Here is a 22,648-nt window from a genome sequence, read left to right on the forward strand (position 1 = left end):
ATGAATGAAAAAAAATGGCTGTCCGTTTATCCTGATTCAATATCAAAGGAAATCAAAGTCCCTGAGTTTCCGATGCAAAGAATCCTTCAAAATGCATCTCAGTCCCATCCAAACAATACAGCTATTACTTTTTATGACCGAAAGATATCCTATCAGGAACTTTTTCATGCGTCGCAAGCCTTTGCTTCAGCCCTGCAAAAAAAAGGTGTTCAAAAAGGCGACCGTGTCGCCATCATGCTGCCTAACTGTCCGCAATACGTCATTGCGTATTATGGTTCGTTGACAACAGGAGCCATTATCACACAAATTAACCCAATGCTGGTTGAAAGGGAGCTGCAGCATATTTTACAAGACTCCGGTGCAGAAACGATCGTTGTATTGGACGGATTATACCCGAAAGTGAAAAGTGTACAGCAACATGCAAATTTGAAAAATATTATCGTCGTAAGCCTGCAGACTTCGGATGCAGATTTTCAGCCTGATGCTTCGTTTGACCAATTCATGAAAACAGGAGATGGCAAAATCAATCCAGTATCAATCGATCCGGAAAATGATATAGCCGTTCTTCAGTATACAGGAGGAACGACTGGCCGTTCAAAAGGAGCGATGCTGACACACAGCAATATTCTGGCCAATGTCGTTCAAACGTATGAATTCTTCAAGCATGAATTAAAAATAGGTACTGAAAGAACGCTGTCGGTCATCCCGCTTTTTCATGTTTTTGGAATGTCGTCCGCAATGAATTTATCCGTGTATATCGCGGGTGACTCGATCATGCTGCCCCGATTTGAAATAGAAGAAGTGCTGGAAACGATAAAGCGTGAACAGCCGACCACTTTTCCTGGTGTTCCCACCATGTATGTAGCGTTGACGAATCACCCGAGGGCAGAAGAATATGGAATGGGCTCAATTCAGGTCTGTAACAGCGGAAGTGCACCGATGCCCGTGGAACTGCTGCGTGAGTTCGAACGAAAATCAGGTGCAAAGATATTGGAAGGCTACGGTCTTACGGAAGCTTCGCCAACAACTCATTGTAATCCGGTATTTGCAAAAAGGAAGCCGGGGAGCGTCGGGATCGGAATCCCTTCGACTGAATATAAAGTGATGGACCTGGGAGACGGGACAAAAGAAGTGGCCACTGGCGAAATGGGGGAATTGGTCGTCAAGGGACCACAAGTGATGAAAGGGTACTGGAATATGCCGGAGGAAACGGCGGTAACCCTTAGAGATGGTTGGCTTTATACGGGTGATATCGCCAAAGTTGATGATGACGGGTATCTCTATATTGTCGATAGGAAAAAAGATTTGATCATCGCAAGTGGTTATAATATATATCCGCGAGATGTGGAGGAAGTGCTTTATGAACATCCTGCTGTCCAGGAAGCGGTTGTCATCGGCGTTCCGGATGCGTACCGAGGAGAGTCGGTAAAAGCGGTGCTTGTACTTAAAAATAATAAAACGGCAAATGAGCGGGAAATCATCGACTACTGCCGTGCCAACCTATCGGCCTATAAAGTTCCGCATTTCGTTGAATTTCGTGAAGAGTTACCGAAAACAAATGTCGGAAAGATTTTAAGGCGGGCTTTAAGAGAAGAACTTTCCAGGAAATAAGAGGGCTTTGATAGTACGAAAGCGTATGATATCAATTCAGCTGAAATTTTAACAGATTGCGAGGGTGCTTACATGAAAGAAAAAATGACAGAACATAGCATACGCTTATTTGAAAAGAAGGGCTTTAGTGAAACGTCGATTTCTGATATCGTCGAATCGGTCGGGGTGACGAAGGGAACGTTTTATTATTACTTTACGAGCAAAGAGCAATTGCTTATGGATATTCATCTCGCTTATATAGACGAGTTGCTTAGTGAGCAGGAAATGATCATTTCGGAACGTGGGAAAAGCTGTAAGGATAAGCTTTTCGATATGGTATATATGCTTATAAAAAGCATCAAAACCAAAAAATCCAGCGCAACGGTCTTTTTCCGTGAAATGAAAAATCTAAGTGACGAAAAACTTGCACAAATCCTTCCTAAGCGGGATGAGTTCCGTAATAAAATCGAGCAAGTGCTGATTAGCGGCATCGAGAGCGGAGAACTACGTTCCAATCTCGATGCATCCATCATCTCTTTCGCTATTTTGGGTGTAGCCAATTGGAGCTATCATTGGTTCGACCCAGAAGGTGAAAAAAACGAACAGGAAGTTGCCTCCATTTTTATGGGGATGATTCTGCAGGGAATTGAAGCGTGACCAGGTAACATACTAACCAGTTAGTTGAAGGGAGATAGAAGGCATGGCCAACAAGCAAATTCAATCGATAACCGTAATTGGGGCCGGGCAGATGGGGCATCAAATTGCGATGCTTGCTGCACTTGGAGGGTACGAAACGATTCTTCAGGATGTTCAGGAATTAGCGTTGAATACAGCCAGAGAAAAACTGGACGCCATTTTGACTAAATGGGTTCAAAAAGGAAAATTGTCGGAAGATCGTAAATTGGCTGCTTTTAGCCGTCTTCAATATACTACCGATCTTGAGAAAGCGGCGAGTGGAGCTGATCTGATCATTGAAGCGGTAGTTGAAAAACTTGATGTGAAACAGGAGGTCTTCGCTAAACTTGAAGAATTCGCCTCCGCGGAAACCATTTTTGCTACGAATAGTTCAACGATCGTCAATAGCCTGCTTGCGAGTGTGACGAAGCGCCCGGATAAGTTTATTAATATGCATTTCTTTTTTCCGCCTCTAGTTATGGATTGTGTTGAGGTTGTCATGAGTGATCAAACATCGGAGGAAACAGCCGAGCTTGCGATGGAAGTGACAGAGAAAATGAATAGGACAGGAGTTTTGTTGAGAAAAGAGATATCGGGATTCGTAGCCAATAGAATTTTGGGAGCGTTGCAGCGTGAGGCCCTATATTTGTATGAAGAAGGAATTGTGGATTATAAGGATATCGATTTAATTTGCAGGAAAGCTTTAGGCCATCCCATCGGCCCTTTTGAACTGATGGATCTATCAGGTATTGATGTAGGATATTTTGTCATGCAGCAGCGATACAATGAAACTGGAAATCCAGAAGACAAGCCGAATGCTTGTATAGCAGAAAAGGTGAAAAAAGGGGATTTAGGAAGGAAAACAGGAAAAGGCTGGTATGATTATCCAAATCAAGGGGTGAAGAATCGATGACAAAATTAATTAGAGTGGTTAAGGAAAATAAGCTTGCGATCATCACCATCGATAATCCTCCATTAAACGTAATCAGTAAACAAGTATTCAGGGAGTTGGGAGAAACATTCGATGAACTTTCAAAAGATAATGAAACAGTTGCGGTACTCATAACAGGTGCAGGCAATATCGCATTTGCGGCTGGTGCTGATATAAAAGAATTCCCTAGCATGATGGGGAACCCGAATATGAAGGAAATTGTAAAGGAGGGTCATGCCGTCCTAACCAAAATAGACCAGTTTCCTAAACCTACAATAGCTGTATTAAATGGCCTGACTTTGGGCGGTGGATGTGAACTGGCTCTGGCCTGTGATTTGCGAGTGGCTGAAACACAGGTTCAAATTGGTCTGCCGGAAGTGAAATTAGGCTTATTTCCTGGAGCTGGCGGTACACAGCGTTTGTCCAGACTTGTCGGAAACGCAAAGGCAAAAGAGATTATATTTACCGGTGATCCGCTAGGTGCCATGGAAGCGGAAAAGATCGGGCTTGTCAATAAAGTCGTCGAGCAAGGCTGCGGCTTATCGGAAGCGAAAATCTTGGCCTCACGAATGACAAGGCACTCACTTCAGGCACTTTCGAGAATCAAAAAGGCGATTAATGAAGGCAGTGAAGCCACGCTTGAACAAGGTCTGGAGATTGAAACGAATCTTTTTGAAGAAATCTTCCAAACTGAAGATGTTAAAGAAGGGGTTTCCGCTTTCTTGGATAAACGTAAACCTGCTTTTGTGCATCGTTAATTCAAGGAGGGGTCTTATGCATGAATTGGAAGTCGACGTCCGTTTTTCCGAAACGGATGCTTTGGGCCACATCAATAACACAAGCTATTTCATTTACCTTGAAGAAGCGCGAATGAAATTTTTTGAAGCGTTGGGCTTGGCTACGAATGTCGAGTCATGGAACTTTTTGTTAGCCTCCACTAAATGCGACTTTATTGCTCAGGGATATTTCAATCAACTCTTGACCATTCGTTCATCTATAAAAAAGGTAGGGACGAAAAGTTGTGAAATGGCCCATGATATCCTTTGCTCACAAACTGGGGAAATCATTGCTAAGGGAAGTGCAGTTTTAGTTTGTTTTAATTTTTTGAATCAAAAAAGTGAACCTATTCCTGAAATGATTAAAGAAAAACTCATTTCACATCTTGTTCATAATTAGAATGAAGGAGTGGAAGAACATGGTTGGCGATACGATTCCTGTTCGGCCCGGCGAGGAACTGAATATTGGTGCATTAGAAGGTTTCCTAAGAAAAAATGTATTGGGCCTTCCAAATGAACCGTTAGAATTGCAACAATTTTCAACGGGCTATTCCAATTTGACTTATCAGCTGAAAATTGGTGAGTGGGAGGCTGTTCTAAGAAGGCCACCGCTTGGCCCTGTTGCGCCAAAGGCACATGATATGAAGCGTGAACATCATATCCTTTCCTCAATCAACCCATATTTTCAAGCGGCTCCCGAGCCTATTCTGTTCTCGGATGATGAATCGATTGCGGGGGCCCCTTTTTTCCTAATGGAAAGGAAACATGGAATCGTAATAGATACCGAATTTCCCAAGGGAATCGAGCCTACTGTTGAAAAGTGCCGACAGCTTTCTCATGTCATGGTCGATCGGCTTGCTGATCTTCACTCGATTTCCTATGAGAAAACTGCGTTGGTGGAAATCTCCAAACCTGAAGGGTTCATTGAAAGACAAGTGCGCGGATGGATTTCCCGCTATGAGAGAGCAAAGACAGATGAAATCAAGGAAATTCGACCGCTCATCGATTATTTTCAACAGTATATCCCGAAACATAGCCAGACTTCCATTATCCATTATGACTATAAGATCAATAATGCCATGTTTAACCAGGACCTTACAGAGATGGTTGGTTTATTTGATTGGGAAATGTCCACCGTTGGTGATCCGTTAGCCGATCTAGGAGTGGCTTTAAGCTACTGGACGGAAAGCGGTGATCCGGAACTTATCAAAATCGGTGTGGGTAAAGGATCCGTCACCACTTTACCTGGTTTCCCGACACGAAGGGAATTTATCGAGATGTATGCAGCTAGAAGCGGCAGGGATGTTTCCAACGTCGATTTTTATTTAACATTTGGTTACTTTAAGTTGGCTGTCATTCTTCAGCAAATTTATTATCGATATAAAAAAGGCCAGACTAATGATCCCCGTTTTTCCAATCTCGGAAAAATGGTTAAAAGCTTACTCACTCATGCAGCAAATGTAGCTGCGAAGGAAGTTTAATATATGGAATATATACAAAACATTCATTTGCTGCTAAAAAAAGAAGAGATAGATGGAAAAAAGCTTCAAGAAGGGGAAAAAGTTGCGGTCGTACTTGATGTATTATTAGCGACCACTACGATTATTTCAGCACTTCATGAGGGAGCACGCCAGGTGATACCTGTCATGGATCCAGTGGATGCCTTGGTGAAAAGCCAGGAATTGGACCATGGGGATGTTGTAGTTGCAGGGGAACTAAAAGCTAAGCCGGTTGATGATTTAATGTATCCGAGTCCGACGCTATTGAGTAAGTTGGTACGCGGCAAAACATTAATACTTTCCACGACTAATGGAACGGTTGCGCTGAGAAATTCTGCAGCTGCCAAAAAGGTTTATATCGCATCTTTGTTGAATAATCCGTCTGTTGCAGAAAAAATAAGAAAACATCATAAAACAGAAACGATCATCATCGTTTGCTCGGGAAATTCAGGTGAATTCAGTCTGGAAGACTTTTACGGTGCAGGTCATTTGATAGATTGCCTGATTGCTGGTTCGCAAGGCTCTTTCATACTCAACGATGCAGCAAAGGCTGCCAATGCGCTTTATCGCACGAATAGCGAAAATGCCTTTGATATCCTGAAATCATCATATGTCGGACAGCTGTTTGACAAACATAGTTTGATTGCCGATTTGGAATTGGCGGCGCAAAAAGGTTCGTTGGATCTTGTCCCGGAGTTGGTGGATGGAAGGATCGAAGCTGAATTGAAAAGGCAGGAAACGTAGTTCAAAATCCAGATAAGGAGTGAAGGGGATGAGGTTTTCACAATCAATAGCGGTGGTGACAGGTGCAGGCTCCGGTATTGGGAAAGCTACAGCGATGCGCCTATCGGACGAAGGGGCAAAAGTGTTATTGGTAGGGCGGACGAAAGGAAAGCTGGAGGAGGCAGCTGCAGAAATCAATGCGAGGCATACGATTCCCGTGGCCGACATTTTCCCTGCAGATGTTACCGTCGAGGAGGATGTAATAGAACTGGCCATGTTTGTGAAGGAACAATATCGTGACCTTCACATTTTAATCAATAACGCAGGTGGATCAAAGTCCTCGAAGCTTTTGGATACATCTGCTGCTGATTGGGATATGATTCAGCATGTCAATTTGAAAAGTGTCTTTCTTGTTTCCAAGTACTTGGGGAAAGTGATGGAAGAAGGAGCGGGCAGTGGTAATGAAGGCTCCGCCAATCGGGCAATCGTGAATGTGGCTTCACTGTCAGGGCATCAGGCAGGTGCATTCATCCCGCATTACAGCTCTGCTAAAGCAGGTGTCATCAGTTTAACTAAATCATTGGCACTGGAACTCGCTGCAGTCGGCATTCGGGTCAATTCCGTATCACCTGGATTCATTGAAACTCCATTGACGGAGGATGGATTGCAAAATGAAAAATTCGTAAAGTCCATTCAACGGAACACGGCACTGGAAAGAGTGGGGAGAGCGGAGGAAATAAGTAATGTCATTACCTTTGCTGCTTCCCCGGAGGCTTCCTATATGACTGGGACGGATTTATTGGTGGATGGCGGCTGGTTGATCAAATAGAAAAAGGGGATGGGTAAATGTTAAAAGAACACTTATTGACAGAAGTAATCGATAATGTAATGATCCTTACTTTGAATCGTCCTGAAAGTTTGAATGCGTTTAGTCCTGATATGATCGCAAGCTTAACGAAAGCGATTAAGGATGTAAAACATACACCACATATAAGGGCCGTCGTCATTAAAGGGGCGGGAAGGTCGTTCACTGCAGGAGGAGACGTAAAGTCGATGGGGAAGGCCTCTGCAGGTCAATTGTATGATCATGTCGGCAGAATGAACGAATGCATAATGGCTCTCGATGCCTCTGAGGTTCCCGTAATCGCTGCCGTCCATGGATTTGCGGCAGGGGCAGGATTCAATTTGGCACTCGCTTGTGATTTGATCGTGGCTTCCGATGATAGTCAATTTGCCATGAGTTTTTCACAGGTAGGCCTGATTTCTGATGGAGGGGGCTCGTATTTTTTACCTAAGTTAGTAGGGCCCCACCTTGCAAAGCAGCTCTTCTTTTCTGCCGAACCGATTTCTGCGGAGCGCTTATACCAGTTAGGTGTCATTAATTATTTATACCCACTCAATCAACTTGAAGAAGAATCATTGAAACTTGCGGAAAAGCTGGCAAATGGACCGACAAAGGCTTATGGAATGATGAAAAAGCTCGTAAGTCATTCATTTACAGCTACACTTGATGAAATACTCGAACAAGAGCGCATCACGCAAACCTTGATGGCTTCAACAGAAGATCATCTGGAGGGAGTTGCAGCATTCAAAGAAAAGAGAAAACCGGAATTTACAGGGAATTAATGAGGGAGGGATATAGATGAGAGCCATTCATTTTGAAGAATACGGCGGACCGGAAGTACTGAAATTGACTGAAATGGAAAGACCCGTGCCAACTGGGCATGAAGTTCTGATTGAAATCGATTGTGTCGGCGTCAATTATGCAGATACAGCCAGAAGGGAAGGGCAATATGTAGTACCTACGCCGCTTCCTTTCATTCCAGGTGCGGAAGTGGCTGGCGTTGTGGTGGAAGTTGGTGGAAAGGTGACTAAAATCAAACCTGGTACAAGGGTCGTGAGTTTAATTGAATCAGGTGGGTATTCGGAATACGCCCTATCTGATGAGTTCTCGGCCATTCCGCTTCCTGATGCCATTCAGTTCCATGAAGCTGTTGCCCTGCCCCTTCAAGGTCTGAGCGCCTATCATATTTTAAAGACAATGGGTCGCATGCAACAGGGGGATACGGTATTGGTCCATGCTGCTGCAGGTGGAGTAGGAACGATTGCTGTCCAGCTAGCCAAAATCTTCGGGGCTGGAAAAGTGATTGCCACAGCCAGCACAGTGGAAAAGTTGAAACTGGCTAAAGAGATGGGGGCAGATGAACTCATCGATTACACGAAAGAAGGATGGGAAATGGAAGTCCGTGAGGTCACGGGAGGAAAGGGAGTCGACGTGGCGCTGGAAATGGCTGGAGGGGATATTTTCAATAAAACATTGAAATGTTTGGCACCATTCGGACGTCTAGTTGTTTTTGGTAATGCCAGCCGTAAGCCATATACGATGAATCCGCAGCAATTAATGAGGCGCAATCAATCCGTTGTAGGTTTTTTCTTGCCACAGATCATGAAACACCCAGATTTACTGTTGCCCAGCATTCAAGAACTTTTTGCATACGTCGCGTCTGGGGAACTTAAGCTAACCATCGGCGGCATCTATCCAATTGAAAAGGCAGCAGCCGTCCATGAGGAAATGAACGCACGTCAAACAAAAGGGAAGTTGATTTTGCAGGTTAAATGAGAAGAAGGGGTGTGATGCACCCCTTGTATGATAATGGGATTCTTGCCCTTCTAGAACGACTCAATCCGCATCGGTGCTGACATCCTTATCGGGATGCATGAAAGGCGGCTGCGGTGCTCTTTTAGCCTCTAACAATTCACGGTTTTCAGTTGTATTCCAGCCTATATCATTGGTGGGGTGTATCCATTCGTCTCCAGCCATGATTTCCGGATCTGTATCTTCACTCCAATTTTCAAGTGGTGAGTTTTCGGATGCATATTTACTGTCGCCGATGACGACTCCATAATCATTAACGAATGGAGCCTTTGGTTTTATGCCGGTTCCTTTAAAGCTTGGTGCGTTAATTTGGTGCGGTTGTGTATCGTCGATAATTGGTGAATCCAATTTTTTCTTCATATAGCGACTCCCTTTCCGTTTTACGATTATTTTTCTCGTCTGTCCCTATATTATCCCTGAATAATTTCCGGCATTTTTACCCCATTCTAAAGAAGTAAACTATATTAAAAAGGGTGGATGAAAATGAAACGGAAAGCCAATGTGGATGGTGCTGTCAAAGCAAGTAAAACGCCAAAAAGAAACCAAGCTGAAAATGAATTTTCCAATGAGTTCGCAATGGAGGAAAACGCGATGAAAGGTGCCAACCGCAATTCAAAGCAGGGCAGAAAAGGAAGAAGTTAATGGATAAAGAAAAACGGGACAGCGCGGAAAAGATGGGGGAACATGTACGGACGGAATTTGGAATCGAATTCAGCGGCGATATGAACGCAACAAAAATTTATGAGATTTTGGCAAAAGAAAATAAAAAACGTGAAAGTGATAAATAAATAAGGACGGACCCAATTCTTGGGTCCGTCCTTATTCTTAAAGTATGATGCTGCCAGATTTTGATTGAGGGAAAATCGTTGATCCCTTACCACTCGGATCAAAATAGGCAAGCATGAACGATGGTTTATCGACGATTGTTCCCTCAGCTAAATACGTTTCCAAATCAAAGGGAAGTGCCTCGAGCAATGTGTGTTTGTGTATTTCCTTTTCATTAAGGGCCAAAGCTGTGAAAGAGGAACCAAGCTGTCCGGGGTTATTCAGAATATCTTCATATATCTCTTTCCGCCCATTTTTATCTAATGAAGCTTCCCACCAAGGTTTACGTGGTTTGTATTTTTGATTGATGAAATAATCCAATTTCATGAGTCCGATAATGTTTTTCAGTTCGGCAGATTCCCGGGAAGCCAAAAACTGCTGTAAACGTCTGAACAAGTCTTCAAGCTGATGTCCGATTCGTGACCACCCTTGTTCATCCCAATAGGTACCGAAATCTTGAAAGAAGTCGAACGGTGATTGAAATACCGTTTGGACAAGATATTCCGTGGTATGGTCCATTCTATGATCGTTCCAGTATTTTTCAAGGACATCTTCAACTTGTTTAATGCGGACAATGTCATCGAAGGATAAAACATTATTCCCCAGGATTTCATAGGGAGCATGTTCGCTGTATATATATTGGTGTTCATCGGCACGTATCCGTAAGCCAGTGCCACGAAGCATCTTTAAGAAACCAAGCTGCATCTCTTCGGGTCTGAGCTCGAAAACATCATTGAAGGTCTTTCTGAAAGAATGATAATCTTCTTCAGGCAAACCTGCAATAAGGTCTAAATGCTGATCAATTTTCTGTCCTTCTTTTACCATGGTTACGGTCCTTGTCAGTTTTTCGAAGTTCTGCCTTCTCATTACTAGATCATTCGTATGATCATTCGTCGACTGTACTCCTATTTCAAAGCGGAACAATCCTGCAGGGGCATGATCATTCAAGAACTGGATAACTTCCGGACGCATGATGTCTGCCGTGATCTCGAATTGGAAAACCACACCGGGAAGATGTTCATCGATTAGGAATTGAAACATTTCCATGGCATAGCTTCGGCTGATATTGAACGTTCTGTCAACGAACTTAATTGTCTTGGCACCATTAGCCATAAGGTACCTGATATCTTCTTTAATCTTTTCCCGATCAAAATATCTGACACCCACTTCAATCGATGAAAGGCAAAATTGGCAGCTGAACGGGCACCCTCGGCTAGTTTCGATATAGGTGACACGTTTAGATAGATCTCCGCGGTCTTCCTCCAAACGATATGGAGTAGGGAGGGATTTTAAATCAACCTTGCCGTTCTGAGGCTGGATGATTTTTCTCCCATCCTGCCGATACGCAATGCCGCCGACCTTCTTATAGTCATTCGAACCTTCGATTTCAGATAAAAGGGCCTTGAAGGTAACTTCACCTTCGCCAATTACGATGAAATCAGCCCCGGGAATCTGATCAAGCCATTCCCCAACATCATAGGTGACTTCAGGTCCGCCCAGGATGATAACCAATTCTGGATTGATCTTCTTCAGCATGGCTACGACCTTCATTGTTTCCTCGATGTTCCAAATATAGCAGCTGAACCCGATTACGTCAGGTTTTTTGGAATGAAGGTCACCAACTATGTTCATAATCGGATCTTTTATTGTATATTCCGCCAGCTGTACATCATAATCTGGCTGGGCATAAGCTTTTAAATATCGGATGGATAGCGATGTATGGATATATTTTGCATTAAGAGTACTGATTATTATATTCATGTTAAAGGGCGTAAAGTAAACGCCTGACTCCTTTCGTGTACATGTCTTTTTAAGCCAACAAGCACTAACGAGTAATTTTACCATAGCGTGCTTCATTTGAAAAATGAGTTATTGTATTGAAGGGGGAATCTTTTCCCTTGAAGGTCGATATGAAATAAAAACGGATAAAGCAGAAAATGCTTCATCCGTTTTATTTAAAAAGCTTGTTTAATATATTCTTTTGTTTTAGTCATGAAACGTTTTGTTTTGGTCGCCTTCAATTCGATGATCGGCTGTGCCATCGTAGCGATCATTTCACTTGATAATAACACCGTAATCAAGAAAGAGAGACCGGCGAGCATGATGAAGCTCTCGGTATTGCTGAAGTATTCCTGTAAGGTGCTTTCACGGAAGAACCGAATGAAGAAACCATGCAGCAGATAGACATAAAGGGTTTGTTTACCCCAATTCGTAAAGAAATATTGTCCGCGTGGGATGAATGAAAGGAAGCTGAACACTGAAATTATGCTCAATCCATAAAAACCCAGACGTTTGAACATGGACACTATTGTCGCATCTTCAAGTTCGGCATATGGTTTCGAACCGAGCAGCCATTTATAATTGATATCGGTATTTAAATAAAATCCGATAAAAATCACTAACATGACACTAAGTGAAGCCAAACGAATTTTGGGAGTGAAAAGTTTTTTTAAATGGTCCTTGCTTAAATGGTATCCGATCAAGAACATCGGGAAAAAAACGAATGTCCTGGAAAGACTAAGGTAATTGGAGATATTGTCAATATATCCAATCAATAATGCGATTAAGATTGATAAACCTATGCCTACTGATGGCTTTAGCTTTGAAAAACCAAGCAGCATGATGTTCCAGCAGAATAAACTGATCAAGAACCATAGCGACCATTGGGGATCAAGCAGGTCTACGGTGATGGCAGAGCGTTCATATAAAAAATAATAGTAAACGGTATATATCAATTGGAAAATGATGTAGGGTAAAATCAGTTTTTTAGTAATTTTACCTAAATACCCTTTTTGATAAAAACCTTTTGCAAAGAAGCCTGAAACCAGGATAAAGGCAGGCATGTGAAAGGAATAAATGGTTTTATATAAAGCATAAATCGTTTCACTGTCATGTATATACGTATTCAGCAAATGTCCAAAGACGACAAAGGCCATGAGAATGAACTTGGCGTTATCGAAGAAAAAATCACGTTGTTTCATTGTTGCCTCCATTTAATAAATTTTTAAGGTAGCTAGAAAGAAAGCATTGTTATCTCTTATACCCTAAATACCTTGTACGAAATCAATATTTATTAAATTTATTATAAAAATCTTAAATTAAGCTTAACGCGAAGTTTTATAGTATTCAATATACTATCATTTGATATATAGTAAAATTTTGTAATTTTATCGTTTTTCGAAAATACCGAGGAAAATCAAGATGGATGTCGAATAAAGTTTGGTAAGTTGGGGTTTTGATGAGGGGGGTTAATATGAATATCGGTTATGAGAATGAAACGGGATATAAACAGGAAATTATAAAGTTGAATAAACAAATCGAAGGGTTTTTGAATATTTTCAATTCAATGTCAGAGCCTTATATTAGGGTTGATGAGGAACTGCGTATCACTTTTGCCAATGATGCCTCATGTGCCCTGCTGGAATCATCGAAAAATCAGCTGGAGTCCATGAAGATAACTGATTTTCTCGATGTCATCCCTTTAAATAATCAGGAAGTGTCAAGTTCCCTAAAAACCTCGAATGAACCTGAAAGGCAAATTATCCAGCTTCATACCGGAGCCCTTAAGCAAATAGAGTTTATTCGTATAGGCGAGCTTTCCGAAGGACAGCAGTTCTATCGTTTGAGGGATGTGACATTGGATGTTTCTTCGTCAAGGGAAACAAGGATGTCAAGGCAGATGTTTTTGGACATTTTTGATACAGCCATAGAAAGTATCGTTCTATTCGACAGTTCAGGAATAATCATGGAAGTGAACCATGCCTTTATCCATGTCATGGGCATCCCGAAAAAAGAGATTGTCGGTAAGAATATGAGGGACCTCATATCCCTTGATTATCGGGGATATTGGGATGAGAGCATACAAAGAGCCTTTTATGAGTCGAACTTCAAAGGAGAGGTAGAGATTAAGGTTGGGGATGAACTGCATCACTTTACTTTTTCCATAAGTTCAACGGTAGGAAATGAATTATATATGTCGGTGCTTCGAAAAATTACAGAATCAAATATAATAGAAAAAAAGTTAGAAACGAGCGAACGGATTTTTGCTGAATTATTCGACCAGTCGATGGATGCGATCATATTCTGGAATGATGATGGAATCATTTTTCGGGTCAATCATTCAGCATGTAAAATATTCGAATCCAGCAGAGAGGATTTGATAGGCAGTTATATCTGGAAATACGTGTACAGCAATAATCACCATTTTGGTCAGATGATGGAAACGTTTGAAAGAGACACCCAAGTTCGGGGTGAGCTGATTTATAAAATGCCTAATAACCAAATTAAATTGCTTGAATTGACTGCCAAAAAACATGAAGGTGACGGGTATAACGTAACGATATTTCGAAATGTCAGTGAGCGCTGGTTGATTGAGAAGGAATTAAGGGATAGTGAGAAGAAGTTCAGGAAGATTTTTGAGGGAACATTAGACGGCTTGATTCTCTGGAATCATGAAGGGTTCACGGATATTAATGAAGCAGGTCAAAAAATATTGGAGATTTCAAAGCGTAAACTGCTTTCTTTATCTGTTAAGGGATTCATCAAAAAAATTCCTGAAAATGCTCCTGTCTTGAACGCTCACATTGAAAATGTTTATAAGCATGAGGTCTACTCATCCATCATTCCAATAACATTCGAAGATGGAAGAGTAAAGCATATTGAATTTTTGACAAGGAAAAATTTATATTCGAACCTGAATTTAAGCATTTTCCGAGATGTGAGTAAAAATCTCGAAATGCAGGAACAGATCAGGAAATCGGATACTTTGAATGTCGTTGGTGAACTGGCGGCCGGAATTGCTCACGAAATCAGGAATCCAATGACAGCCTTAAAAGGTTTTATCCAGTTACTTGAGGATGGTGTCAAGGGGGAGTTTTCCACATATTTTCATGTGATAACATCCGAAATTAAGCGAATCGAATCCATTATCACGGAATTTTTGGTGTTGGCAAAGCCGCAGGCGCTAAAAATTTTTAAACAGGATGTTCATACAATTTTGAGAGAGACACTAGAATTACTGGCCGCTCAGGCACTGTTGGAAAATATTCAATTCGAGACAGACTTTGAAGAAGAGGAATTTAAGGTTTTATGTGAAGCGAACCAGTTAAAGCAAGTGTTCATTAACATCATCAAAAATGCATTGGAAGTCATGCCGGATGGCGGATCTGTTCAAATTAAAACAAGCCGGTTTTCAGAGAAATACGGCTGCATCTCAATTACCGATAAAGGTATGGGGATTTCAACGGAAATGCTAAAAAAATTGGGCGAACCTTTTTATACGACGAAGGATAGGGGAACCGGACTGGGGCTCATGGTCAGCTATAAAATCATTGAAGAGCACAATGGCTATATAGAGGTGGAAAGCGAAGTGGGAAAAGGGACGAGCTTTCATATTTATTTGCCTTTCGAGTAAAAGATATTTGCGACATTACTGCCGAATAACTGGCTATGCCTGCTTTGATGTGGCTTGGAAGGCAGTAGGCGGAAAGGGAGTGGATTCTGAGAATAACTAGGACGTTTTTCGTGAAAAAAGGTTCTAGCTAATTTATTAAAGGGATTGGAACGGAAAGCGTGTGCCTGGAGTGGACAAATAGTACTTATCCTAAAAAACTGCAGGCAGACTGGCATTTCTTCGAATTTTCTACAGTCTGGGGAATCCTTTATTGGATTCCTTTTTTTGTTCCATCATTATTATCTTGGAATCACAATTAAGCTCATAAAAAATGTTGTGCTTTCATAAAAGGGAACTGTGCCGAATTAATTAAGCGGAAACAAATAATCCCCTCAAATTGGGTGACTTTCGAATCATTTCTCGGAGCTGGCTTCATATGATTCTTCCTGATCATTATCAGGGTTTTATGGTTAGAAATTTCCGTCATATCCTGTCTGCTGGTGGGTAAAGCTTTATCGCAATTTAAGAAGTTTTGTCTTTTTTTGCGAATCTATTTACATATAAGGCATATTTTGTAATACTTCTTTATTATAATGTAACTTTAAAAGGGCAGGAGTAGTGAATGTTGTTATGAATTCTAGGTGTGCAATGGAAATTTGTTCTGAGATTCGAATGAAGCGTTGGGAAATGATGGAGTTAGCCAAAATGTATGGACTAGGTCATGAGTATACCCTTCGCCAAAGCGAGCAGCTTGATAAACTAATAAATGAGTATTTGATCCTTCAACATCATTCATCGGAAGTGAGAAATAAGCGGGAAGAAATGGTTGTTATAGTGCAGCAGCCCTTTAATGATGACATAACCTTTTAAGGGAACTGAATGCGTGAATGACCTTTTAAATTGGCAGGCAGGGAGACAATCCCCTTTTTGCGATTTCTCATGAAGGAACCTTTACGAACATATCATTTAAAACAATTAAAGAAAGACTCATATACACAAGAAATATCTTTGGAATTTCATGGGCTTGGGATATATATCGGGAGAGGTCACCAGAAGGTGTCCTTCATGCATCGGGATTGGTTTAGAGGCCTTATTTTTCTGAATGGATTACACTGATAAATGAAAAGTAAGGGCTGACTCACTTGATGGAGCCAGCCATGGCAGGTGGGGGAAATTACAAAACTTCCAATAAAATTACCATGAACAAAAGGCCGACGATGAAGGAATAGGTTGATGTGCGTTCATTACCATCCCCATGGCTTTCAGGAATCAATTCCTTATAAACGATGAAAAGCATGGCCCCGGCGGCGAAGGCTAGGCCGTATGGAACCAGGAACCCAATGTAAGAGGTTAAATAATAACCCAATAATCCTGTAATTATTTCTATGGTACCGGTTAAGGTTGCTATCAGGAACGCTGTGATTTTACCAATTTTTTGATTAATTAAAAACAAAGCCACCAGCAAGCCTTCCGGAGCATTTTGCAGGCCGATGGCAAAAGCGATCAAGTTACCTGTATCAGCTGTATCAGACGCATAACTGACCCCGACGGAAAGACCCTCAGGAATATTATGAAGTGTAATGGCAGTGATGATGAGCAAAGCCTTTTCATCGAACTGAATGCCACTTTTCGTATGGCTGAGATCGATATGAGGAATGTTTTTTTCCATGATCGTTAATGTCAATACCCCGAGAAACACTCCAATGACTAGCTGAATATACCCTCCGGTGGCCAGAGACTCCGGGATCAGGCTCAATAACGAAGCAGCCATCATGATTCCAGCGGTGAATGCCAGAAGAGTGTCTCTGAATCGATGTGTGATTGAACCTTGAATGAACAAGATCGGTAACGCACCAAACCCTGTAGACATAGCAGATAGGATGCTGCCTAATAAAACTCCACTCATAAATTTCTCCTTTGTATGGTACTTATCGTTACTTAGTTTAAATTTTTGGGTGAAACAATAATTTATTGTATTTAGACATAAAAAATATGTTCCAGGAAATAACAATTTTGCAGTTACTCTTCTGCATACCATTTTTTCAATGTTTGATCAGTCGGCAGCGACATGCTGATGATTCCCAGCAATGGCAGGAATCCCACTAGCTTAATCATGGATTCGATTCCAATTATATCGGCAATGGCTCCTAATGAAACGGATCCAATGGCACCCATTCCAAAGGCTAACCCTACAGTCAACCCTGCCATCGTTCCGACTTTCCCCGGGACCAATTCCTGTGCGTATATTACAGTGACGGAAAAACTGCTCATTATAATGAAACCCGCCATCAATAATAAGATAAAAGCGGCTGTAGGAGGTACGAATGGTAAAAGTGCTGTTAGTGGCATGCTGGCAGCGAATGAAAAGAAAATGACATTTTTGCGCCCGAATCTATCAGCAAGCGGACCTCCGAAAAACGTACCTACAGCACCAGCGGCCAAAAAGGCAAATAGGAAAAATTGTGCGGATTTTATCGTGAAAGAATACTGCTCGATCAAATAAAAACTATAAAAGTTCGTCATGCAAGATACATACCATGAACGTGCAAAAATAATGAATAATATCAATACCAGGGCCTTTGCCACTTTATGGGACCGCTCTTTATTGATTACTTTCGCAGCAAGCTTTTTAGGCTGGAAGTGAACTAACTTTTGGGAATACCACTTCGCAATATACAGCAATAGGATAACGGCCATTAAGGCAACCAGGGCAAACCAGAGTGCGCCTTTTTGTCCAAAAGGAACAAGTACGATGGCTGTGATGAGCGGGGCAAGTGCTTGCCCGCTATTCCCTCCGACTTGATAAATTGATTGTGCCAGGCCTCTCTTTGATCCGCCTGCCATGTAGGCAACCCTGGAGCCTTCCGGATGGAATATGGCTGACCCTAAGCCCATCAAGATGACTGCACCAAGGATAATGGTATAGTTTGGGGCAAGTGCAAGAATGATGACCCCGATTAAAGTACTGGTCAACCCGATGGGCAATGCATATGGAAATGGCTTTTTATCAGTATAGAACCCAACTGCCGGTTGCAGAAGCGATGAGACGATATTCAGGCAGAATGCAATCATCCCCAGCTGTGTATACGTTAACGACATTGATTTTTCGAGGATTGGGAACATGGCCGGTACGACGGCCTGTAGAGAATCATTCATTAAATGGCATATGCCTATGATGATCATGATTTTAAGAGTCATATCCTGTTTTTGCGGTTTTGTTTTAATGGCAGCGATACTTCCCATCTGTTTATTTCCTTCTTCCTGATTGAGATTTTTACCTATTCAATAAATAGATTCAAGAGGCATGCACCGTATGCATGACATCTTAAAATAAATCGGAATCGTTACTAGTCTTCATAAAAAAATGAAACCCTTCAATGTATTGCTATGAATGTTTTATCAGCGGTAAGCTGATTGTAACGGTTGTACCGATTTGAGGTTTACTTGAAAACTCGATGGTACCGTTAAAAGATTCAATAATTCGTTTACACACAAATAGCCCTAATCCGGTTCCTTCCTTTTTCGATGTATAGAAGGGATCGAACACTTTATCTATATCTTTTTCATTCAGTCCTTGCCCGGTGTCGATGATCATGATTTTAGCCCATTCATTTTCATGGTGAATTTGAATCTTTAACTTTTTCCCAACTTCCATGGCCTCGAAACCGTTTTTGGCAATGTTAAGAATGACTTGTTTGAGTTGGTCCTTTGTACAATGAACCCGGATCGGCTCCTTTATGATATTCCATTCCACTTCAATATTGAAGTGACGTGCTTCTGATTCTATTATTGGTCTCAATTCAGCAATGATACTGCGAATATCATATAAGGATAAAGTCTGGGCCATTGGCTTCCCTAAAATTAAAAATTCGCTGACGATGCTATTGATCCGTTCAATTTCCTTCATGATGACAGAGTAATAGAACTGATCTTGTTCTTCAGGGTGTTTTTCAACCAATAATTGCACTAGCCCCTTTATGCCGGTAAGTGGGTTTTTTATTTCATGTGCAGTACTGGCAGCTAAAGTACCGACAAAATCTATTTTTTGGCTTTCGTTTAGTAACTTTTGTTTTTTGGTATTCCTGCGAACGATCAGTTCCTCCACGATGATATAGATCATGTGAGTAAAAAAGAAGGTGAAAAAGACAAGCATTAAAAAAACATTCATGTTATTTGTGTTAATCTTATCGGGCACTTTGACCGACAGTGTCCAATCGACTTCGGTCAAAGGGAAATCCACCCATTTTGAATGTCCAGTGAATCCTTCGGCATTCATATCTATAATTCGGGTTTTGTCCTTTGTTTCCAATTTAAAGGTATGACCGGGGTTAAGGATCTTTAATCTTTTTTCCATATGATCCAGTCTGATTTGTGCTAATAAAAATCCTTGCACTTTTCTATCTTGATCCAGAATGGGAGCAAAAATGGAAAAATAATTAAAATCATGGCTATGTAGCTCATTTGTTTCTGCAACAACCGCTTTTTGAGTTTTTAAGGCACGCTCAATATCATTCTGTTCAATTAAATAGTTATGATGGAAATTCTTATTCGTCCCTGAAATGGACACACCGTCGCGATTTAGCCAATACACTCCTGCATACCTGGAATCTGTATCTTTGATCCATTTCAAAAGAAGTTCTGTTTTTTTGTCATCCATATAAAGCATGGAACTGCTAAGGCTAAGCAGCTCAAGGCTTTCCTTCGTTTCACTGATAACTTGATCTATGTATTCTTGATAAACCGTTCCCGCCCATTTAGCTTGTTCCTGTCTTTCTTTTTGAATGAAACGATCTAAATGCATCCAATAAATGATAGAGAGAAAAATTAATGGTAAAATAACAATAAGTAGATATGTGGTGAATTTATGCCTTGTTTTCATGTTTGTCACTACTTTAGCTTTTTTTTCAAGTATATCAAAATGATTGATTAAACAATAGTGCATACTAACAGGGCAGATTGACAAAGAAGTCTTTATGTCATATAATAACTTTTAATTCAAGATATTTTAATTAAAAATTTTTAAGGTTGTGAAGTTATGGAGAATAATAACATCCAACAGTCTTTGAAACTGTTTATCGTGATGTCTAGAGCTCATCGATCCATTAATGATGTAGTAAATAAACATATAGCTGAAGAGGGTTTGAATCCAACAGAGTTTGCAGTACTGGAATTACTTTATCATAAAGGGGATCAGCCTCTTCAGCAAATAGGCGGAAAGATCCTGCTGGCGAGCGGCAGCATTACCTATGTTGTGGATAAACTTGAACAGAAGGAATATCTACAGCGAATTGCATGTAAAGAGGATCGCCGTGTAACCTTTGCAAAAATAACGGATAAAGGAAAGGCCTTCATTGAAGGAGTATTTCCTGAGCATGAAAAAAGAATCGATGATATCATGAGTGTACTTACGCAAGATGAAAAGGCCACCGTGATCGAATTGCTTAAAAAGATTGGGTATTCCGCCCAAAATTAGCTAAAAAACCAGCACCCGGATTGACTGCAGGTGCTGGTTTTTTTATGTCTGATAAAACCTGAATTTGTTTCGGGGACATAGAGGTTTTTAATAAAGCTGTGGCGAATTTTTATATTACGATAACCGTGACAATGATGAATGTGACCTGGATTGGAAACTGTTACTCTGGATTATACAGGAAAAAAATGTTTTTATATCGTGAAAAGGAGCGTACATATGAAATTTAATGAGTATGAATATAAACGTCCTGAAATGGATGAAATTAAAACACGGTTCATGAAAGCTTTGGAAAAGTTTACTGACGCTGCTAATGCCGATGCACAAATAAAAGCCATGGAAGAAATAAATGAAATTCGAAATTATGTAGGTACGATGTTTAATTTGGTCTATATACGGCATTCCATTGATACCAATGATGATTTTTATAAAGCGGAGAATGATTATTTAGATGACTTCTCCCCTGAAATGGAAGAGTTAACCTCCAAATTTTACAATGAACTCGTTCGCTCGAAATATCGCAAGGAGCTTGAGTTGAAATGGGGAACTCAACTATTTGACCTGGCAGATGCCCAACTCAAAACTTTTTCGCCCGAAATCATACCACAGCTGCAAAAAGAAAATAAATTATCAAGCGAATATTCACAATTGATTGCCTCTGCAAAAATCCCCTTTGATGGAAAAGAATTAACACTAGCGCAGCTTCAGCCTTTTATGGAGTCCTCGGATCGTGAATTAAGGAAAAATGCAAGTGAGGCATACTACGGTTTCTTTGAAGAAAAGCAGGAGGAATTGGATCGTATATTTGACGACCTTGTCAAGGTGAGGCATGGAATTTCGACAGCGCTCGGTTATGGGAATTTCGTGGAACTTGGGTATTATCGAATGACAAGGACTGATTATGATGCTGAAATGGTTGCTTCATTCCGCAAGCAGGTGAAAGAGGAAGTGGTACCGCTTGTTACCCGGCTGAAGGAACGTCAGCGCGAACGTCTTGGATTGGAGAACCTGAACTATTATGATGAGAATTTTCATTTCAGAACGGGTAATGCCACTCCAAAAGGCGATGCCGGGTGGATCATCGAAAACGGGAAAAAGATGTACAAGGAGCTTTCGCCTGAAACGAATCAGTTTTTCAACTATATGATAGATAATGACCTGATGGACCTTGTGGCGAAGAAAGGAAAAGAGAGCGGAGGCTATTGTACTTTTATAGAAGACTATAAAGCTCCATTCATCTTTTCCAATTTCAACGGAACTTCCGGGGATATAGATGTTTTGACACATGAGGCAGGTCATGCATTCCAAGTGTTTCGCAGCCGTGATCTTGACATTCCTGAGTATTATTGGCCCACATATGAAGCATGTGAAATCCATTCGATGAGCATGGAATTTTTAACTTGGCCATGGATGGAGCTATTTTTCAAGGAAGATACGGAAAAGTATAAGTTTTCCCATTTAAGCGGTGCCCTCATATTCCTTCCGTATGGGGTGGCTGTTGATGAATTTCAGCATTTTGTCTATGAAAATCCTGATGCTTCACCAGTTGAAAGAAAGCAGGCTTGGCGTAAGATCGAGATGGAATATTTGCCGCATCGCGATTATGAAGAAAATGAATTCTTGGAGAATGGCGGGTATTGGCAGCGGCAAAGCCACATTTATCAATCACCTTTTTATTATATCGACTATACATTGGCCCAGATTTGTGCTTTCCAATTCTGGAAAAGGTCGACTGAAAAAGATGAAACGGCTTGGGAGGATTATTTGAATCTGTGCCAACTTGGAGGCAGCAAGTCTTTTCTTGATCTCGTTGAATCTGCGAATCTGAAATCCCCATTTGTTGAGGGGACTGTAGAGTCCGTTGTGAAGGTGATAGACGAATGGCTCTCCACTGTAGATGATAAGGCATTATGAAATATCAGGCTTGATGATACGAACTGGATACTTGAAGGAATGGTCTAACTCCGAACCATGATTATAAAAGAAGACTTGGTTATCCTTCATGAACACTTTTTTATATAGAAAGAAACCATATTATTGGATTGAAGAAATTTTGCGACACTCCTGCCGAATTACTGACTAGCCGAGACCCCACAGGCGCCTGCTTTGAT

22 protein-coding genes are annotated in these 22,648 nt (G+C 41.1%); 16 read left to right on the plus strand and 6 right to left on the minus strand.

Annotated features, from left to right (window positions below):
• From ACIROD_RS13775 to ACIROD_RS13820, 10 genes are all read left to right on the plus strand, one after another.
• A complete protein-coding gene (locus ACIROD_RS13775; protein ID WP_402942927.1) occupies positions 1-1,611 on the plus strand; it encodes a long-chain-fatty-acid--CoA ligase in 1,611 nt (536 codons plus the stop codon).
• 72 nt (positions 1,612-1,683) lie between these two features.
• On the plus strand, positions 1,684-2,247 hold the full coding sequence (locus ACIROD_RS13780) for a TetR/AcrR family transcriptional regulator (RefSeq protein ID WP_402941611.1): 564 nt from the start codon (positions 1,684-1,686) through the stop codon (positions 2,245-2,247).
• A 43-nt stretch (positions 2,248-2,290) separates the two neighbouring features.
• Complete coding sequence (locus ACIROD_RS13785) at positions 2,291-3,178, plus strand: 3-hydroxyacyl-CoA dehydrogenase family protein (protein ID WP_402941614.1); 888 nt, start codon at positions 2,291-2,293, stop codon at positions 3,176-3,178.
• Positions 3,175-3,954 carry an enoyl-CoA hydratase gene (locus ACIROD_RS13790; RefSeq protein WP_230177626.1) on the plus strand — a complete coding sequence of 260 codons (780 nt, stop codon included), beginning with the start codon at positions 3,175-3,177 and terminating at the stop codon, positions 3,952-3,954. The genes ACIROD_RS13785 and ACIROD_RS13790 overlap by 4 nt, the downstream gene beginning before the upstream one ends.
• Before the next feature lie 16 nt (positions 3,955-3,970).
• Positions 3,971-4,372 (plus strand): acyl-CoA thioesterase, encoded by a 402-nt coding sequence (locus ACIROD_RS13795; protein WP_101224492.1) that lies wholly within the window; start codon positions 3,971-3,973, stop codon positions 4,370-4,372.
• 19 nt (positions 4,373-4,391) lie between these two features.
• On the plus strand, positions 4,392-5,453 hold the full coding sequence (locus ACIROD_RS13800; protein WP_402941618.1) for a phosphotransferase family protein: 1,062 nt from the start codon (positions 4,392-4,394) through the stop codon (positions 5,451-5,453).
• Positions 5,454-5,456: 3 nt separating this feature from the next.
• Positions 5,457-6,215, plus strand: coding sequence for a 2-phosphosulfolactate phosphatase (locus ACIROD_RS13805; RefSeq protein WP_230177624.1), 759 nt, complete (start codon positions 5,457-5,459; stop codon positions 6,213-6,215).
• Positions 6,216-6,243: 28 nt separating this feature from the next.
• Positions 6,244-7,023 (plus strand): SDR family NAD(P)-dependent oxidoreductase, encoded by a 780-nt coding sequence (locus tag ACIROD_RS13810; RefSeq protein ID WP_101224494.1) that lies wholly within the window; start codon positions 6,244-6,246, stop codon positions 7,021-7,023.
• Positions 7,024-7,040: 17 nt separating this feature from the next.
• Positions 7,041-7,820, plus strand: a complete 780-nt coding sequence (locus ACIROD_RS13815; protein ID WP_402941623.1) for an enoyl-CoA hydratase/isomerase family protein — start codon at positions 7,041-7,043, stop codon at positions 7,818-7,820.
• 16 nt (positions 7,821-7,836) lie between these two features.
• Complete coding sequence (locus ACIROD_RS13820; RefSeq protein ID WP_101224496.1) at positions 7,837-8,814, plus strand: quinone oxidoreductase family protein; 978 nt, start codon at positions 7,837-7,839, stop codon at positions 8,812-8,814.
• 60 nt (positions 8,815-8,874) lie between these two features.
• On the opposite strand, the gene ACIROD_RS13825 is transcribed toward ACIROD_RS13820, so the two are convergent.
• Entirely contained in the window at positions 8,875-9,210 is a 336-nt protein-coding gene (locus tag ACIROD_RS13825; protein ID WP_101224497.1) for a DUF3905 domain-containing protein, read from the minus strand.
• A 123-nt stretch (positions 9,211-9,333) separates the two neighbouring features.
• Between ACIROD_RS13825 and ACIROD_RS13830 the strand changes: the two genes are divergently transcribed.
• On the plus strand, positions 9,334-9,492 hold the full coding sequence (locus ACIROD_RS13830) for a hypothetical protein (protein WP_094246584.1): 159 nt from the start codon (positions 9,334-9,336) through the stop codon (positions 9,490-9,492).
• Positions 9,492-9,638, plus strand: coding sequence for a hypothetical protein (locus tag ACIROD_RS13835; RefSeq protein WP_402941628.1), 147 nt, complete (start codon positions 9,492-9,494; stop codon positions 9,636-9,638). Before ACIROD_RS13830 ends, ACIROD_RS13835 begins: the two co-directional genes overlap by 1 nt.
• 37 nt (positions 9,639-9,675) lie before the next feature.
• Here ACIROD_RS13835 and ACIROD_RS13840 read toward each other — a convergent pair whose 3' ends face one another.
• Together ACIROD_RS13840 and ACIROD_RS13845 are read right to left on the minus strand one after the other, a co-directional pair.
• Positions 9,676-11,436: a B12-binding domain-containing radical SAM protein gene (locus tag ACIROD_RS13840; RefSeq protein WP_402942931.1), complete on the minus strand. Its 1,761-nt coding sequence runs from the start codon at positions 11,434-11,436 to the stop codon at positions 9,676-9,678.
• Between the two features lie 194 nt (positions 11,437-11,630).
• A complete protein-coding gene (locus ACIROD_RS13845; RefSeq protein ID WP_402941629.1) occupies positions 11,631-12,656 on the minus strand; it encodes an acyltransferase family protein in 1,026 nt (341 codons plus the stop codon).
• 272 nt (positions 12,657-12,928) lie between these two features.
• Between ACIROD_RS13845 and ACIROD_RS13850 the strand changes: the two genes are divergently transcribed.
• Both ACIROD_RS13850 and ACIROD_RS13855 read left to right on the plus strand, forming a co-directional pair.
• Entirely contained in the window at positions 12,929-15,088 is a 2,160-nt protein-coding gene (locus ACIROD_RS13850; RefSeq protein WP_402941631.1) for a PAS domain S-box protein, read from the plus strand.
• Between the two features lie 609 nt (positions 15,089-15,697).
• Positions 15,698-15,937 (plus strand): aspartyl-phosphate phosphatase Spo0E family protein, encoded by a 240-nt coding sequence (locus ACIROD_RS13855; RefSeq protein WP_101224501.1) that lies wholly within the window; start codon positions 15,698-15,700, stop codon positions 15,935-15,937.
• Between the two features lie 304 nt (positions 15,938-16,241).
• On the opposite strand, the gene ACIROD_RS13860 is transcribed toward ACIROD_RS13855, so the two are convergent.
• The 3 genes from ACIROD_RS13860 to ACIROD_RS13870 form a co-directional block, all read right to left on the minus strand.
• Complete coding sequence (locus ACIROD_RS13860; protein WP_402941633.1) at positions 16,242-16,973, minus strand: ZIP family metal transporter; 732 nt, start codon at positions 16,971-16,973, stop codon at positions 16,242-16,244.
• Positions 16,974-17,086: 113 nt separating this feature from the next.
• Positions 17,087-18,310 carry an MFS transporter gene (locus tag ACIROD_RS13865; protein ID WP_101224503.1) on the minus strand — a complete coding sequence of 408 codons (1,224 nt, stop codon included), beginning with the start codon at positions 18,308-18,310 and terminating at the stop codon, positions 17,087-17,089.
• Between the two features lie 142 nt (positions 18,311-18,452).
• Positions 18,453-19,946 carry an ATP-binding protein gene (locus tag ACIROD_RS13870; protein WP_402941636.1) on the minus strand — a complete coding sequence of 498 codons (1,494 nt, stop codon included), beginning with the start codon at positions 19,944-19,946 and terminating at the stop codon, positions 18,453-18,455.
• Positions 19,947-20,102: 156 nt separating this feature from the next.
• Between ACIROD_RS13870 and ACIROD_RS13875 the strand changes: the two genes are divergently transcribed.
• The gene (locus tag ACIROD_RS13875) at positions 20,103-20,540 is read left to right on the plus strand and encodes a MarR family winged helix-turn-helix transcriptional regulator (protein WP_034314147.1); all 438 of its coding nucleotides are present in this window, start codon (positions 20,103-20,105) and stop codon (positions 20,538-20,540) included.
• A gap of 216 nt (positions 20,541-20,756) precedes the next feature.
• Positions 20,757-22,451, plus strand: coding sequence for a M3 family oligoendopeptidase (locus ACIROD_RS13880; RefSeq protein WP_402941638.1), 1,695 nt, complete (start codon positions 20,757-20,759; stop codon positions 22,449-22,451).
• Positions 22,452-22,648 lie beyond the last annotated feature (197 nt).

The sequence above is a fragment of the Peribacillus sp. NPDC101481 genome, assembly GCF_044767165.1.
In the GTDB taxonomy this organism is placed as follows: Bacteria; Bacillota; Bacilli; order Bacillales; family DSM-1321; genus Peribacillus.